The following is a 14931-nucleotide window of genomic DNA, read 5'->3' on the forward strand; positions in this document are numbered from 1 at the left end:
ATTTAGGCGCAAATCAAAATGTTTGTCACGAATTGATTCAAGAGGATATGCTTGCTTTTAACTATCTTTGCCAAGATGGCGTCATTTGAAGACTTTAAATTTAACAAGCAAATCCTAAATGCGATAACCGAAGCAGGTTATACAATTCCTACTGAAATCCAGCAAAAGGCGATTACTCCAATACTGGCAGGACAGGATGTGATGGGTATTGCACAGACAGGAACAGGTAAAACAGCGGCGTTTGTTCTTCCGATGTTGATGAAGCTCAAATATGCTCAAGGGAATGACCCTAGGGCATTGATCTTGAGCCCAACGCGTGAACTTGCGATGCAGATCGAAGAGCATATCAAATTATTCTCTACTTATCTAGACCTTAGGACTGTCCTACTCTATGGCGGTCTGGGACCTAAAACCCAAAAAGAACAATTGGCAAAAGGTTGTGATATTATTGTGGCAACACCTGGAAGGTTCCTAGATTTGTACTTGGAAGGGGATATCAATGTAAAAAGCTTGAAATTCTTAGTTCTGGATGAAGCCGATAAAATGATGGACATGGGATTTATAGGAAAAATCCACCGTGTCCTTGAGATAGTACCTCGAAAAAGGCAAAATCTACTCTTTTCGGCAACAATGAGTGAATTGGTGAGAAAAATTGCTGGCGATTTCCTTGCATTCCCTACGGTTATTGAAGTAACAGAACAAGCAACTCCCGCACAAACAGTGACTCAAGAACTCTATCATGTGCCCAATCTTAAAACAAAAATCAATTTATTGCAACATTTGTTTAAAGATGATGAAACCTTCAGTAGAATAATCGTCTTTTGTAAAACTAAAGTCGTCGCTGACCGCATTTATTCATTCTTGGAAAGAAAATATGGCCCTGATGAGGTGCGTGTAATACACGCAAATAAAGGGCAGAATACACGGATTAATTCAATAAACGCATTTAAGGATGGAGAGGTGAGAATTTTGGTAGCCACTGATGTTGCAGCACGTGGACTGGATGTTTCTCAAGTGAGTCATGTCATCAATTTTGATGTACCCATCGTTATCGAAGATTATGTGCACCGTATAGGTAGAACAGGCAGAGCATTCCAAACAGGGGATGCAATCACATTCTGTAATCCGGCGGAAGAATATTATGTGGCCAAGATTGAAAAATTAATTAGGCAGTCTATTCCTGTGAAAGAACTTCCTGAAGATGTGTTTGTTGAAAAAACACCATTTGATGAAAAACAGGCAATAGATAGGGAAATAGACAATCAAAAGAAAAAAGATAACCCTGACTTCAAAGGTGCGTTTCATGAAAAGAAATATGCCCCGAAGACTAATAATGCTAAAAAATCAACCCGTGGTAAAGCAAAATCCTTTAATAAAGGGAATAGCAAACCCGGCAAAAAAAGATGAAATTAACTCCACTGAATATTACCCTAGCGTGCGTATTGGTATGGGCATTTTCTGAAATGGGAACCGATCAAAAACCAATTTTTTCATGGACTGCTTTGGTTATTTTGTCCATAGTTCTAATTGTTGTCGATATCTTGTTTCGGTTATGGACTAAAAATACACAACGATTGTGGATCATGCAGATAGGTTTTATTCTTGTGGTAGGGATAATTTCAATGTTAATAAAATTACAGTTTTAAGATATGAAGAAAGCAGAAATCAAACTCCAAATTGAGTTGGATGATAAGAATGTACCTGAGACAATTCAATGGTCATCTACAGACGGGCAGACGGCAGAAGAACTTCCGGCGAAAGCTTTGTTTTTGGCTCTGTGGGATGCGCAATATAAAAATTCATTGAGAATCGATCTTTGGACAAAAGATATGCCTTACGATGAAATGAAACGTTTCTTTTATGAAACCCTACAAACAATGGGAGACTCTTTCCTAAGGTCTTCTGGTGGTGATCCAATGGCTGAAAAAATAATCGCTGACCTACGTGATTATTGTGCGCATTATGCTGACAAGATGGAAATCTTGGAACAACAAAATTAATTGAATCGATAACTGCCAACATCAGGTTGGCAACCAAAAAGCAAGTATGGATTACTTTTTAGTGAAATCAGAACCTTTTAAATATAGTTGGGAGCAGTTTAATAAAGACGGGAAGACCTTTTGGGATGGTGTACGAAACTATCAAGCCAGAAATAACCTTAAAGCCATGAAAAAAGGTGATTTGGTCCTTTTCTATCACAGTAATGAAGGTAAAGAAGTGGTAGGAATGGCAAAAGTGGTCAAAGAATTCTATCAAGATCCTACAACTGAAGATGAACGTTGGGTCGTTGTTGATCTGGCACCTGTAGAAACGTTCAAAAATCCAGTCACATTGGAGACCATTAAAGCAGATCCTTTGTTGCAAGATATAGCACTTGTCAGGCAAGGCAGGTTATCAGTTATGCCACTCAAAAAAGAAGAGTTCGACAGAATCGTAGAACTCGGAAATCCAGAATAGAAATTGAAACTCCCCATCGGGGAGTTTTTTATTGTCTAATCCTATACCTTTATTCAATATCTGTACGCCTTTCTTTACTCATTATTCGATGATTATTCTTAAATTAAATATAACTTTGATAGAGCTAATCTGTTAATAACCAATTGTTGAGCTTATGATAAAGGCTGTAATATTAGACGATGAGATTCGCGGCAGCAATCTGTTGCATCATAAGTTACAGGAATTCCAAAATTCCCTCTCAGTTGATGCGATTTATAATGACCCACAAAAAGCTCTATCAGAAATCCCCAAAATAGAGGTCGATGTCCTTTTTTTGGATGTTGAAATGCCATTTATGAATGGTTTTGAATTCCTTGAGAAACTAGGTCAGTTCAATTTTGAAGTCATATTTGTAACTGCTTATAACATCTATACATTGGATGCATTAAAAGCTAATGCCTTGGATTATTTATTAAAACCGGTAAATAATGAGGAGTTGAAAAAAGCGATCAGTAAGGTAGAACAGAAATTAGTCCAAAAAGAAAAATTACGAAAGGCAGATTTGATTGAAAATCGCCCACATTTATCACGGATTGCTCTTCCGACCGCCGAAGGGATTCACCTAGTCAAAAAGGATGATATCCTTAAAGTAGAGGCAATGAGCAATTACAGCATCTTCTTTTTAAACAATCTCTCGAAAATAATAGTCTCAAGGACCCTGAAAGAATTTGAAATACTATTTGAACATACACAACTTTTAAGAGTAAATAGAAGCGTTATTGTAAATCTTGATTATATAGTTAAATATAAAAAAGGAGAGGGCGGAACAATTGAAATGATGGATGGTTCTGAAATCGAAGTTTCCCCAAGTAAGAAAAAACAATTAATGGATAGGTTATTTACAGCTTTTTAAACCTTTTAGATTGAGGATAGCTATTTATTATTTCTTTGCGCTTATCTGTTGCACCTTGACGGTCAGTGCCCAGAAAAGAATCTATAATTTCCTGCATTTTACAGAAAAAGATGGTTTGGCAAGCAACGAAATTGCAGGATTGGAAGAAGATAGTAATGGGTTGATATGGATAACCAGCAAGAGAGGCTTATCATATTTTGATGGCCGTACATTTAGGGATATCAAATTCGAGGAAAATCCCGAGATATTGACCAACTATCTCGGAAGCATTGCTATTGACCAAAAAAATCGAATTTGGATTACTACCAATAGCAGGGGACTAATCTGTTATGATAGAACTAAACCTAAAGGAGAGAATTTAAGTGTCTTTTCAGCTAAAGTGAGTGATGTAGGACTTATTAAAACCAACCTCTATGATGTATTAGCTTCTAAATCAGGTTTGATTTACTTCTCCGGACAAGAAACAGATCTGCAATGTTTGAATCCGGAAACAGGAGAGATTAAACAATTGCCAATGCCTGGTATTAAGTCCAAAAACTACCTTTCTATTTATACCATAAAAGAAGATAATCAAGGCAATATTTGGCTGGGAACAAGATATGATGGGTTGATTTGTTATAACCCAATTAAAAACACAGCTAAGCAACTCAATCTTGAAAATGTCGGAGAAAATGGAGTCGGTGGGTTTGTGTTCCAACCTGAAAAATTCTATGCCGGATATTACGATCATGATTTAATATCGGCTGATTATAATTTCAGTGATATAAAAACTGCAATCTTAAATTGGGATAAGAATGTAGATTATTATGATAATTTTATTAGTGCGATGTCTTTTTGGCAAGCAGAAAACAAAATTTTAATTGGTCATGTCTCCAAAGGAATCTATACTTATCAGATTGATGCTAAAAAAATTGATTTTATAAGTTGGCAAGACCTCATGCCCGAATTGCCCAAACCTTCTAGGGTCCATACTTTCTGTCCTGTGAAGGATGGATATTGGGTCGGAACTGAATCCGGGCTATTTTTCTATTCAGCGAAATTGAACAAAATAAACAACTTAATTCCTGCTGAATCAAATGATCCAATTCTAGAACTTTTTGATTGGAAAAATAAAACTTGGTATAGAACAGAAAAGAGTTTTGGAGAGATTTCATCAGATCTTTCCTTTCGTAAATCGAATTTTTCTTTAGCTGGAATTAAGTTGGGCCAAGTGAATACAACGATGGAAGCCATCTATTTTTCTTCCATAGATCAAGGTATATTTGAATTTAAGGAAGGTTATGACCTGATAAAACCATTGGAGATTGTTGGTGAGGAAAATGAATTTAGGAGTGCCGACTGCAATACCGTTATATTGGATACCGTAAATACGGAACCCATACTTTGGATTGCTTCATGGAACAGAGGTTTGTATAAATATTCTCTATTAACCAAATCTCTTGAACTATTTTCTGTAAACGAAGGTCTCCCAGATCCAAAAATCATCACAATGGGCCAAGATGCCAATAAATCGATATGGCTAGGTATGGATGGATATGGGCTAGTGCTGTTAGAAAATAAACAAAATCCAACCTTTAAACAATTTACTCAGCAATGGAATGACATTAAAAGTATTCAATCCAATACCGTGCTAACATTTTTCCTGGATTCGAAAAGGAGATTCTGGTATAGCAATTCCAACTCTGGGATTGCTGAAATAAAAGGTCATGATAATCAATATGATTTTATTCAATACCCAGATAATAGTTCCCATCCATGGTTATTTCCTGTGAGACTAGCTGAAGATCGAAATAATATGTTTTGGATAAAAGCATTGGATGGTACGATGGTTTTTGATCCCGATTCTAAAATCTTCCTGCATCTGAATAAAGCAGCAGGTATTTATCCTCCTGAGGAATTCAAAACTTATAATTTCTATATCGCTGATAATATCTTAGTTTGGTGCACGAATGAGGGCTTGGTAGTTGGTGCTTTACCAGCCTTTTATGCAGATAAAGCCCCAAATATCAAAATATTGGTTAATAGCTTCTTGGTCTATCATCAAGACAGAAGTAATGAATTGCTAAAGGAAAAAATAAAGCTAGCTCCAGATGACAATAATATCACCTTTCATTATTCTTCTGCCGAACAAATCATTGAACATGACCTTAAATTTGAATATAAATTAGAAGGTTTTGATAAAAATTGGATCAAAGGTTCTTCAGAACAAATTGCTGTATACAATAATCTGGAAGGTGGAAATTATACTTTTATGATCAAAGTGCGGGATCAATTTGGAAATTGGTCTCCACATGTCAAAAAAATAGAATTAGAATTGGCCTCACATTGGTATGCAACCATTTGGTTTAAAACATTCTTTATTCTGCTTTTTGTGTCGGCTATCAGCTTATTCTACTTCTACAGGATTAAAGAGCATAAAAAAATAAATAAACTGCAGGCAGATTATAATTTAAGATTGCAGGATGAACTGACGAGAAATGCTACGAAGATCAAAGAACAAGCTGCAGCAATTGAAAAAGAAAAACAAGAGCGTTTGGAGAATGATTATAAACAAAAACTTTTTGAGAGTGAACTAAAAGCGGTTCGCTCTCAAATGAATCCTCATTTTATATTCAATGTTTTAAATTCCATTGAAGCCTATGTGGTCGAAAAAGATAGTAAAAGTGCAAGTGATTTAATTCAGAAATTCGCTAAGATTAGCCGCCTCGTACTTGAAAATTCACAGTACTCTACAGTTAGTCTAAAATCTGAAATTGAACTATTAAAACTATATCTTGAATTGGAACAAGAACGGTTCAATCAAGCATTTGAATTTGAATTGGAAATTCAGCAAACCCTTCTGGACGATAACAAATCCATACCTTCCATGTTAATCCAACCGTTAGTTGAAAATGCCGTACATCATGGTGTTAGACACCTCCAAGGAAAAAAGGGATTGATAAAAATTAAAATGAACGAGGTCAAAGAAAAAATTATTATACAGATACTGGACAATGGGGTTGGCTTTAGTCCACAGGCGAAATATAAATCTAATTCTTTTAAGCAGAGTTCTTTCGGAATTAAAGGCGTGCAGGAAAGAATTAATATTATAAATAGCAACTCTTCAAATCAAGTCGCTTCATTAGAGATTGTTAAGGAAGCTAAAGGATCTGACTTTGTTACCAAAGTTATTATTACTTTGCCATCAACCTCTAAAACAGAATATCCCGATGCTTAGTCCGGGATATGCTATTTATTTTATTTTTTTTAAGATTTATGCTCAAATAAATTAACTAGATTTTTGATCTCCGTTGCATTTTCAGGCTTTAATTTGCCTGCTAACAGTAAACGCAATTCCCTCCGTTGCATAGCCTCATCATACAAAGTCTTTTCTTTGTCGGATTCCGGGATCAATTTTGGAATGGGTTTTGGCTTGTTTTCTTCATCAATGGAAACAAATGTATAATAAGCCTCGTTAGACTTAACTTTAGTTCCTTGAGGAAGATTCTGAGCAAAGATTTCCATTCTCACTTCTACAGATGTGTTAAATGCTCGGGTCACTTGTGCCTCAATAGTAACAACCTCACCCAATTTTATCGAACGTTTAAAGGATACATTGTCAACAGAAACTGTGACAACTTGATTGTTGCAATGTTTTTGAGCTGCCATTGCCGAACAGATATCCATCCAATACAATAGTCTTCCGCCCATTAGATTACCAAAGGTATTTGTATCATTGGGAAGAACCAATTCATTCATCTCCGTATAGGACTCCCTTGCGTATTTATCTTGCATAATTATTTTCTAAAGTATTTAAATTGTTGTTCGATAGCGGCTAATGTTGTTTTAAATGGAGTAGGTGTAAATCCTAAATCCTTTTTCGCTTTATCTAGAATAAAACCTGTTTTTCGCGGTCTGTTTTCTGCTTGTCCAATTTCTGCGGCACTGATAGCACTGATCAATGATTTGTCAAAATTCCAGTAATCTGCTAATTCTTCAACAGCCTCTAATATGGTATACATCTTGTCGCTTGAAATATGATAAATACCTTCAGCATTTTTATCAATAGAAAGTAGACAAGCCATGGCAAGGTCATCTACCCATGTAGGCATTCTCCATTGGTCTGAAACAACCTTTATAGCCTCCTTTTTCTCCAACTTAGACTTCGCCCATAAAACTAAATTTGAACGGTTTTTATCAGCAATAATTCCGTAAACCAATATGGTTCGCAATATAGTTGCCCGACAGCCAGATTCGATTACGGCTTGTTCAGCGTCCAATTTGCTCTGACCATAGGCATTCCTTGGGTTGGTGGCAGATAGTTCGTCATAGGGGCCGTTTTCGCCGTCAAACACAAAGTCCGTGGAGAGAAAGGTCAAGTGAATATCCTCCTGTTTACATAGTGCAGCTATTTTCGAAACAACATGTACATTCAATTCTTGACAGTAGTCAGGATCCTGTTCACAAGCTTCTACACTTGTCATTGCAGCAGTATGGACAATATGGGTTGGCTGAAAACTCTGGATTAAACCTTCTAATCCTTCAAAGTCCAATAAATCCAATTTTATAAACTCGTATCCTATATTATTTGGGTTTCGGTTTTCAGAATTGGAAGTACAGCAAAGTTCAATGTTTTTCCGTTGAAGCACCAAGTCAGTAAATTTCTGTCCTAAAAAGCCATTAGAACCAGTCAGTAGAACTCGATTTTTTTGATTCATTAATTTGTCCATTGAAAATCCATTTTCGGTTGTTTCATCGAATTGTCTAGAACATCTATTTCTAGCTTAAGAATAGCTTCCATGGCCTTATAATCAATTTTGTCTTCATCATCAGAAGGTTTGTGATAATCATCATGACCTCCTGTATGAAAAAATAGGACAGGAATATTCTTTTTATAAAAGGAGGTCTGGTCAGACCCTCCGTTTCCATCTTTACTCTTGTTGAATTTAATAGAGCTGGTAATTCCTTCGAAAATCTTTGGAAATGCAGAGCTGGTTCCATATCCAATAACGGCCAATCCATTCTCAGGATTATATCTGCCAATCATATCCATATTCAACATCCATTGAATAGAGTCTAAGGAAATAGTTGGGTTTTCAGTGAAATATTTTGACCCTAACAAACCTAATTCTTCGGCTCCAAAGCCGATAAACAACATATTATAGGGTTCTTTTACATCATTGCTGGAATAATGACGAGCTAACTCTAACAAACCCGCTACTCCTGATGCATTGTCGTCGGCACCATTGTGGATTTTTCCCACGCCCAAAGAATCTCTGGAACCACCGATATGACCAGTACCTAGATGGTCATAATGTGCACCTATAACAATGGTATATGGAGCATTGTTGTCCAAGAATCCAATGATGTTATCAGATTTTCTCTCAGGATTGTCGACTTTTACGCGAGTTACTTTTGCTGTGAAGTTCTGCCTATAGCCATTTTCACCTTTAGGTTCTAGTTTATATTTTTTAAAGTATTTCTCAACGTAATCGGCCGCTTTGGACGATCCTTTCATGCCGGTTTCTCTGCCCAGCATCTTGTCAGTCGACAAATACTTTATATGTTTTTTTAAATTTTTGGGATTTACCTGCCCAATAGAGCACATTGGCGTAGCCAATATCAAAAAGCAGCATGTTATGGAGATAAATATTCGGAAATTTGTCATGTCCAAATATACGGATAAAGCTAATCTTCGACTATCTCGCTGTTAACATTCGTTTTTTCATCATGTTCCTCTTTAAAATATCTTTTTTGGAAGATCAAGATTAAAAATACACCGACAGAAATTGCAGAGTCTGCGATGTTAAAAACAGGACGGAAGAACAGAAAATCTTCACCGCCCCAAATCGGGAACCAAGTAGGGAAGGTGCCACTCAATAATGGAAAATAAAGCATATCCACTACTTTGCCATGTAGGAAAGATGCATATCCGCCACCTTCAGGGAATAAAACAGCTTTTGAGAATGGAGTACTCTCACTAAAGATCATACCATAAAAAGCACTGTCGATTATATTACCTAAAGCTCCAGCAAAAATTAAGGCTACATTCAGGATAAAACCTCGGTTGTATTTGTTCTTGACCATATAGTGCAAGCCATAGCCAATACCTACAACTGCAATGATACGAAACACACTAAGAAATAATTTGCCATATTCACCTCCGAATTCCATCCCATATGCCATCCCTGGATTTTCAATAAAATGGATTAAAAACTTATCACCCAATACTTTAAAATCCTGACCAATGGTCATATTTAATTTTACCCAGAACTTTGAGATTTGATCTACTAGTAAGATGATAACAATTAGTAAAATTGGCTTCGTATATCCTTTCATATCGCATAAAAATGGTCTTTGCTTTTTAGTGCAAAGACCATTCAGTTAATCTTTTGCTTAATATTGTTTGTTTTTTGCCTCGATACTCAATGTCGTATGAGGTACTGCTTTTAATCTTTCCTTTTGAATCAACTTTCCGGTTTCTCTGCAGATCCCGTAAGTCTTGTTTTCAATACGCACTAAAGCAGCTTCAAGATTGTCAATGAATTTCTTTTGGCGTGCAGCTAATTGGTTGATTTGTTCTTTCTCCAATGTCGCTGAACCGTCTTCTAATGTTTTGTAAGTACCTGCTGTATCATCAGTTCCATTCGCATTGCTATTGCTTAAAGAAGTAGTTAAAGAAGTTAGCTCTTCTCTAGCTATGCGCAACTTCTCAAGAATTATTGCTTTAAACTCTTGTAATTCAGCATCACTGTACCTTGTTTTCTCTGTGTTTCCCATACTTTAAATTTTTTCTATTGATAGCAATAAATTCTCTCCGTCAATATCGATGGCATCTCCATTTGCCAGTCCACCATCGAAATTGAGACTGTCGGCCAAAATTTCCGTACAAATATACGAGAAATTATTATCTACAGCTTGTTGAATTTCAGTATTTTGACTTAAGGTTACTTTTATTCGGTCAGTTACTTCAAATCCCTTCTCTTTTCGAAGGTTTTGAATGCGGTTAATTAGCTCTCTAGCAATACCCTCCGACTTTAACTCTGACGAAATATGAACATCCAATGCTACCGTTAATTTTCCTAAATTCGCAACCTGCCAACCCTCAACATCTTCTGCGATAATTTCGACATCTTCACTGCTGATTACATATTCCGTGCCATTTAACTTAATCGAACCCACGTTTTCCAATTCCTGGATCTCCGAACCACTCAAGCCTTGGATCGCGGCAGCTACAACCTTCATGTCCTTACCAACCTTGGCACCAAGGGCTTTGAAGTTTGGTTTTACCTTTTTCTTGATAATTCCTGTAGTGTCAGTAATAAATTCAATATCCTTGATATTTGTTTCAGATAAAATCAAATCTTTTACTTTCTCAACCTTAGATTGGAAAGAACTGTCCAATACTGGAACCAATATTTTGCTCAATGGTTGTCTTACATTGATACCTGTTTTCTTTCTTAAAGAAAGTGTCAATGATGAAATATCTTGAGCCAATGCCATACGTTCTTCTAATTCCTTGTCTACTAACTCAGCATGATATGCTGGATAATCTGCCAAGTGAACCGATTCAAAAGACTCTTTGCCAGTTGCAGCATTTAAGTCTAGATAAAGCTGGTCTGCAAAGAATGGTGAAATTGGAGCAATTAATTTAGCAACAGTATCTAAACAGGTATATAATGTTTGATAAGCTGAGATTTTGTCCTCCGTATATTCACCTTTCCAGAAACGTCTGCGACATAAACGAACATACCAGTTACTCAAATGCTCGTCTACAAAACTCTGAATTGCTCGAGCTGCTTTCGTAGGTTCATAATCCGCATAATATTCATCTACCTCTTTGCTCAAACTGTTCAACAAAGAGATAATCCAACGGTCAATTTCTGGACGTTGATTGATAGGGATTTCTGGTTCAGCATAGCTAAACTTGTCGATGTTAGCATACAATGCAAAGAATGCATAGGTATTATATAATGTTCCAAAGAATTTACGACGAACTTCATCCAATCCTTCGACATTGAATTTCAAATTATCCCAAGGAGCAGCGTTGCTGATCATATACCAGCGAGTGGCATCAGCAGAATATTGTTCGATAGTAGCGAATGGATCAACACCGTTTCCAAGACGTTTTGACATCTTGTTACCGTTTTTGTCCAATACCAAACCATTTGAAACAACGTTCTTGAATGCAACGGAACCACGGACCATCGTTGAAATAGCATGCAAGGTAAAGAACCAACCACGAGTTTGATCAACCCCCTCAGCGATAAAGTCTGCAGGGAAAGCTGAAAAATACTCGTCTTTAAACGGTAATGCTTCTCCTTTTTCCAGTTTATCGTAATCTAAACCCCACTGTGCATAAGGCATAGCTCCCGAATCAAACCACACATCAATCAAATCTGGCTCGCGGAATAGTTTCTGACCACCTTCCGAAACCAAAACAATATCATCTACATAAGGTCTATGTAAATCCAATTCATCAGTACCAAATTTGTCCAAATAAGATTGATTGGTTGCTTTTTCCTCTGCAGAAAGGACATCTGAATTTACGGAAGCCTCCAAATAAGATTTCAATTCCGGCATAGAACCGATACAGATCTCTTCATTTTCATCTTCGCTTCTCCAGATTGGTAATGGTGTACCCCAGTAACGAGAACGTGATAGGTTCCAGTCAACTAAGTTTTCCAGCCAATTTCCAAAACGACCGGTACCTGTAGCTTCAGGTTTCCAGTTGATGGTTTTATTCAAAGCAACCATTTCATCTTTTACAGCGGTCGTCTTGATAAACCAGCTATCCAATGGATAATATAATACCGGTTTGTCAGTACGCCAACAATGAGGGTAGGTGTGCTCATATTTCTTGACATCAAATGCCTTGTTTTCCTCTTTTAATTTGATAGCTATCAAAACATCTGTAGGACGGAAGTCTTTATCAGCACGTTCTTCATCAGAGTAGTATTCCTCTTTTACAAAACGTCCTGCAAAATCAGTGATTTCCTTTACAAAACGACCCGTGCGGTCTACTGTTGGAACTTCCTTGCCGTTTTCATCTTTTACCATGATGGAAGGAATACCATTTTCCTTAGCAACTCTAAAGTCATCCGCACCATAGGTAGGCGAGGTATGAACGATACCTGTACCATCTTCAGTCGTTACGAAGTCACCCAAGATCACTCGGAAAGCTTTTTCTAACAATTCCTCTGAAGTTATATACGGCAATAATTGATGATAACGTAATCCTTCAATTTCTGAACCTTTGAATTCTTCAACGATTTCCCAAGGAATTAATTTATCACCAAACTTATAATCTTGGAATGAAACCTGTTGTCCATCTGCTTTAAAATGTTTTGAAATCAAGTTTTTGGCCAAAATCACAGAAACAGCTGTTCCAGTATATTGGTTGAAGGTTTTGATTTTTACATAATCTATATTCTTGCCAACAGTCAATGCGCTATTCCCAGGTAGAGTCCATGGAGTAGTAGTCCAAGCAAGGAATACAACATCTTCATCCGGATTTTCTACCAATCGCTCCATCATAGGATGGATTTGTTGTTTGTCCAAGCGGAACTCAGCAACGATAGTGGTGTCCTTCACATCCTTGTATGTGCCGGGTTGGTTCAGTTCGTGCGAACTTAATCCAGTTCCTGCAGCAGGAGAGAAAGGTTGGATGGTATAGCCTTTGTATAAAAGCCCTTTTTTATATAGGTCTTTCAACAAGAACCATAATGTTTCGATGTATTCGTTTTGATAAGTAATATAAGGGTGCTCAAGATCTACCCAATAGCCCATTTTTTGAGTTAGGTCATTCCATACATCTGTATATTTCATGACTTCCTTGCGGCAGGCATCATTATACTCTTCAACAGAAATTTTCTTCCCAATATCTTCTTTCGTGATTCCCAAAGTTTTCTCAACCGCAAGCTCAATTGGCAATCCATGCGTATCCCAACCACCTTTACGTTTAACTTGATATCCTTTTAAAGTCTTATAACGGCAGAAAATATCCTTGATCGTCCTAGCCATAACATGGTGGATACCAGGCATACCATTTGCCGAAGGAGGACCTTCATAAAAAGTATACGGTTTGCTTGCTGGTCGATTGGATATACTCTTCGCAAAGATGTCATTGGTCTCCCAACGTTTTAATACTTCCTTGCCGATTTCTGAAAGATTTAACTGCTTATATTCCTTATACATCACGTAATCTAATTCTGTTTTTTAAAGGTCGCTAATTTAGTGAAAAAGTTTGGAAAATGGATATGAGATATGAGATTTGAGATTTGCGATAGAAGGGGTGCTAGAAGGCGATCTGATTTTAGGATTTGAGATGTGAGATATGAGATTTGCGATAGGAAGGGTGTCAGAAAGAGATTTGAATATTGGATATGGGATGTGAGATATGAGATTTGCGATAGGAAGGGTGCCAATAGGCGATTTGAGATATGAGATTTGAGATTTGCGATAGGAAGGGTGTCAGAAAGAGATTTGAATATTGGATATGGGATGTGAGATATACGATTTGCGATAGAAGGGGTGCCAGAAAGGGAGTGGGATTTGCGATTTGGCTTTCGGACTTGCGATTTGCAATAAAAATTGTGCAAGAAAGAGGTTTGAATATGGCGATCTGATTTTAGGATTTGAAATAGGAGTATTGAAAATTGCGATATACCCTGACTATTTCAAGATTTAGATATGAAATTTTAGTAAAGTGATAGAAGACATGAGGGGTATTAAATATAATATCTCACTTCTCACATCTCACATCTCATATCCGTTTTAATATCTCACTTCTCACATCTCACATCTCATATCCGTTTTAATATCTCACATCTCACATCTAATATCTCACATCTAGTTTCAAAAAAGGCTTCGCCATTTTGACTGTTTCGATAGTTTTCTCCGCCGGAGAAAAATTAAACAACAGATTTTTGGGTGATCTCACTCGCGAAACTAATCGTCATTCGCATGGCGAATCCTTTTTTCGGCATTTTCTTTATGCTGAGAAGCTGCTTCCGCAACCGCATGTACTTGTAGCATTTGGATTGTTGAACGTAAATCCGCGAGCATCCAAGCCATTCTTGAAGTCAATCTCCATCCCAGCTAAATATAGACCATGAGCTTTGTTCATGAAAACACGGATACCCTGAATATTATATTCTGTATCGCCGTCCTTCTTTTGGTCGAACCCCAAAATGTAGCTCATTCCCGAACAACCACCACCTTCAACACCAATACGAAGACCGAAATCTTCACTTATCTCTTGTTGGTCGATCAGTTTGTTTAGTTCACTTAATGCGCCTTCGGTCAAAGTAACCGGAGCCACAGCTGTCAAATTATCTGAAGCCATATTGAATTCCTCTAAAATTTACTTTTACAAAAATACACAATTTTAAACTCTCTTTTAAAACAGCATCTTATTTTGACACAGGATAAACACTCAAAGATGCTAGCGCAAGAGTTGTGCGGATGCCTGTAAGCACGTGTGCTGCCTTCCTTCACCTTTCCTTCCACTCTCCGTCCTACCTTCTTCCACTCTCATTCGTCTCTTGTTCGGACTTCGTTCGGACCTTGTTCGGAGCTGCTTCGGGATACATCCGAACGAG

General features: G+C 37.2%; 12 protein-coding genes. 5 read left to right on the forward strand and 7 right to left on the reverse strand.

Annotated elements, in window-relative coordinates:
• Nucleotides 1-75: 75 nt before the first annotated feature.
• The 5 genes from CRT24_RS14735 to CRT24_RS14760 all read left to right on the forward strand — a co-directional run bounded on the left by CRT24_RS14735 (nucleotide 76) and on the right by CRT24_RS14760 (nucleotide 6566).
• Nucleotides 76-1407 carry a DEAD/DEAH box helicase gene (locus CRT24_RS14735; protein ID WP_099371978.1) on the forward strand — a complete coding sequence of 444 codons (1332 nt, stop codon included), beginning with the start codon at nucleotides 76-78 and terminating at the stop codon, nucleotides 1405-1407.
• A 242-nt stretch (nucleotides 1408-1649) separates the two neighbouring features.
• Nucleotides 1650-2000, forward strand: a complete 351-nt coding sequence (gene gldC / locus CRT24_RS14745) for a gliding motility protein GldC (protein WP_099371980.1) — start codon at nucleotides 1650-1652, stop codon at nucleotides 1998-2000.
• Nucleotides 2001-2046: 46 nt separating this feature from the next.
• Nucleotides 2047-2457, forward strand: coding sequence for an EVE domain-containing protein (locus tag CRT24_RS14750; RefSeq protein WP_099371981.1), 411 nt, complete (start codon nucleotides 2047-2049; stop codon nucleotides 2455-2457).
• A 154-nt stretch (nucleotides 2458-2611) separates the two neighbouring features.
• Entirely contained in the window at nucleotides 2612-3349 is a 738-nt protein-coding gene (locus tag CRT24_RS14755) for a LytTR family DNA-binding domain-containing protein (RefSeq protein WP_099371982.1), read from the forward strand.
• A gap of 10 nt (nucleotides 3350-3359) precedes the next feature.
• Nucleotides 3360-6566, forward strand: a complete 3207-nt coding sequence (locus CRT24_RS14760) for a histidine kinase (protein WP_144034593.1) — start codon at nucleotides 3360-3362, stop codon at nucleotides 6564-6566.
• Nucleotides 6567-6595: 29 nt separating this feature from the next.
• Here the strand turns inward: CRT24_RS14760 and CRT24_RS14765 are convergent, their stop codons facing one another.
• The 7 genes from CRT24_RS14765 to CRT24_RS14800 all read right to left on the reverse strand — a co-directional run bounded on the left by CRT24_RS14765 (nucleotide 6596) and on the right by CRT24_RS14800 (nucleotide 14675).
• On the reverse strand, nucleotides 6596-7123 hold the full coding sequence (locus CRT24_RS14765; protein WP_099371984.1) for an acyl-CoA thioesterase: 528 nt from the start codon (nucleotides 7121-7123) through the stop codon (nucleotides 6596-6598).
• 2 nt (nucleotides 7124-7125) lie between these two features.
• Nucleotides 7126-8058, reverse strand: coding sequence for an SDR family oxidoreductase (locus CRT24_RS14770; protein ID WP_257214056.1), 933 nt, complete (start codon nucleotides 8056-8058; stop codon nucleotides 7126-7128).
• Nucleotides 8046-8882 (reverse strand): M20/M25/M40 family metallo-hydrolase, encoded by an 837-nt coding sequence (locus CRT24_RS14775; RefSeq protein WP_257214057.1) that lies wholly within the window; start codon nucleotides 8880-8882, stop codon nucleotides 8046-8048. Before CRT24_RS14775 ends, CRT24_RS14770 begins: the two co-directional genes overlap by 13 nt.
• A 134-nt stretch (nucleotides 8883-9016) precedes the next feature.
• Nucleotides 9017-9667 (reverse strand): lipoprotein signal peptidase, encoded by a 651-nt coding sequence (locus tag CRT24_RS14780; protein WP_099371986.1) that lies wholly within the window; start codon nucleotides 9665-9667, stop codon nucleotides 9017-9019.
• A gap of 57 nt (nucleotides 9668-9724) precedes the next feature.
• Nucleotides 9725-10108: a TraR/DksA C4-type zinc finger protein gene (locus CRT24_RS14785; protein WP_093100778.1), complete on the reverse strand. Its 384-nt coding sequence runs from the start codon at nucleotides 10106-10108 to the stop codon at nucleotides 9725-9727.
• Nucleotides 10109-10111: 3 nt separating this feature from the next.
• Nucleotides 10112-13525: an isoleucine--tRNA ligase gene (gene ileS, locus CRT24_RS14790; RefSeq protein WP_099371987.1), complete on the reverse strand. Its 3414-nt coding sequence runs from the start codon at nucleotides 13523-13525 to the stop codon at nucleotides 10112-10114.
• A gap of 796 nt (nucleotides 13526-14321) precedes the next feature.
• Nucleotides 14322-14675 (reverse strand): iron-sulfur cluster assembly accessory protein, encoded by a 354-nt coding sequence (locus CRT24_RS14800; protein ID WP_099371989.1) that lies wholly within the window; start codon nucleotides 14673-14675, stop codon nucleotides 14322-14324.
• Nucleotides 14676-14931: the final 256 nt, after the last annotated feature.

It is taken from the genome of Sphingobacterium sp. 1.A.5 (assembly GCF_002734235.1).
GTDB classification, from domain to species: Bacteria; Bacteroidota; Bacteroidia; order Sphingobacteriales; family Sphingobacteriaceae; genus Sphingobacterium; species Sphingobacterium daejeonense.

What these genes read in the sequence shown, in the direction of transcription:
- CRT24_RS14780 (WP_099371986.1), bottom strand. Translation starts at nt 9,667, where the DNA reads ATGAAAGGATATACGAAGCCAATTTTACTAATTGTTATCATCTTACTA.
- CRT24_RS14735 (WP_099371978.1), top strand. Translation starts at nt 76, where the DNA reads ATGGCGTCATTTGAAGACTTTAAATTTAACAAGCAAATCCTAAATGCG.
- CRT24_RS14765 (WP_099371984.1), bottom strand. Translation starts at nt 7,123, where the DNA reads ATGCAAGATAAATACGCAAGGGAGTCCTATACGGAGATGAATGAATTG.
- CRT24_RS14750 (WP_099371981.1), top strand. Translation starts at nt 2,047, where the DNA reads ATGGATTACTTTTTAGTGAAATCAGAACCTTTTAAATATAGTTGGGAG.
- ileS (WP_099371987.1), bottom strand. Translation starts at nt 13,525, where the DNA reads ATGTATAAGGAATATAAGCAGTTAAATCTTTCAGAAATCGGCAAGGAA.
- CRT24_RS14785 (WP_093100778.1), bottom strand. Translation starts at nt 10,108, where the DNA reads ATGGGAAACACAGAGAAAACAAGGTACAGTGATGCTGAATTACAAGAG.
- gldC (WP_099371980.1), top strand. Translation starts at nt 1,650, where the DNA reads ATGAAGAAAGCAGAAATCAAACTCCAAATTGAGTTGGATGATAAGAAT.
- CRT24_RS14770 (WP_257214056.1), bottom strand. Translation starts at nt 8,058, where the DNA reads ATGGACAAATTAATGAATCAAAAAAATCGAGTTCTACTGACTGGTTCT.
- CRT24_RS14800 (WP_099371989.1), bottom strand. Translation starts at nt 14,675, where the DNA reads ATGGCTTCAGATAATTTGACAGCTGTGGCTCCGGTTACTTTGACCGAA.
- CRT24_RS14755 (WP_099371982.1), top strand. Translation starts at nt 2,612, where the DNA reads ATGATAAAGGCTGTAATATTAGACGATGAGATTCGCGGCAGCAATCTG.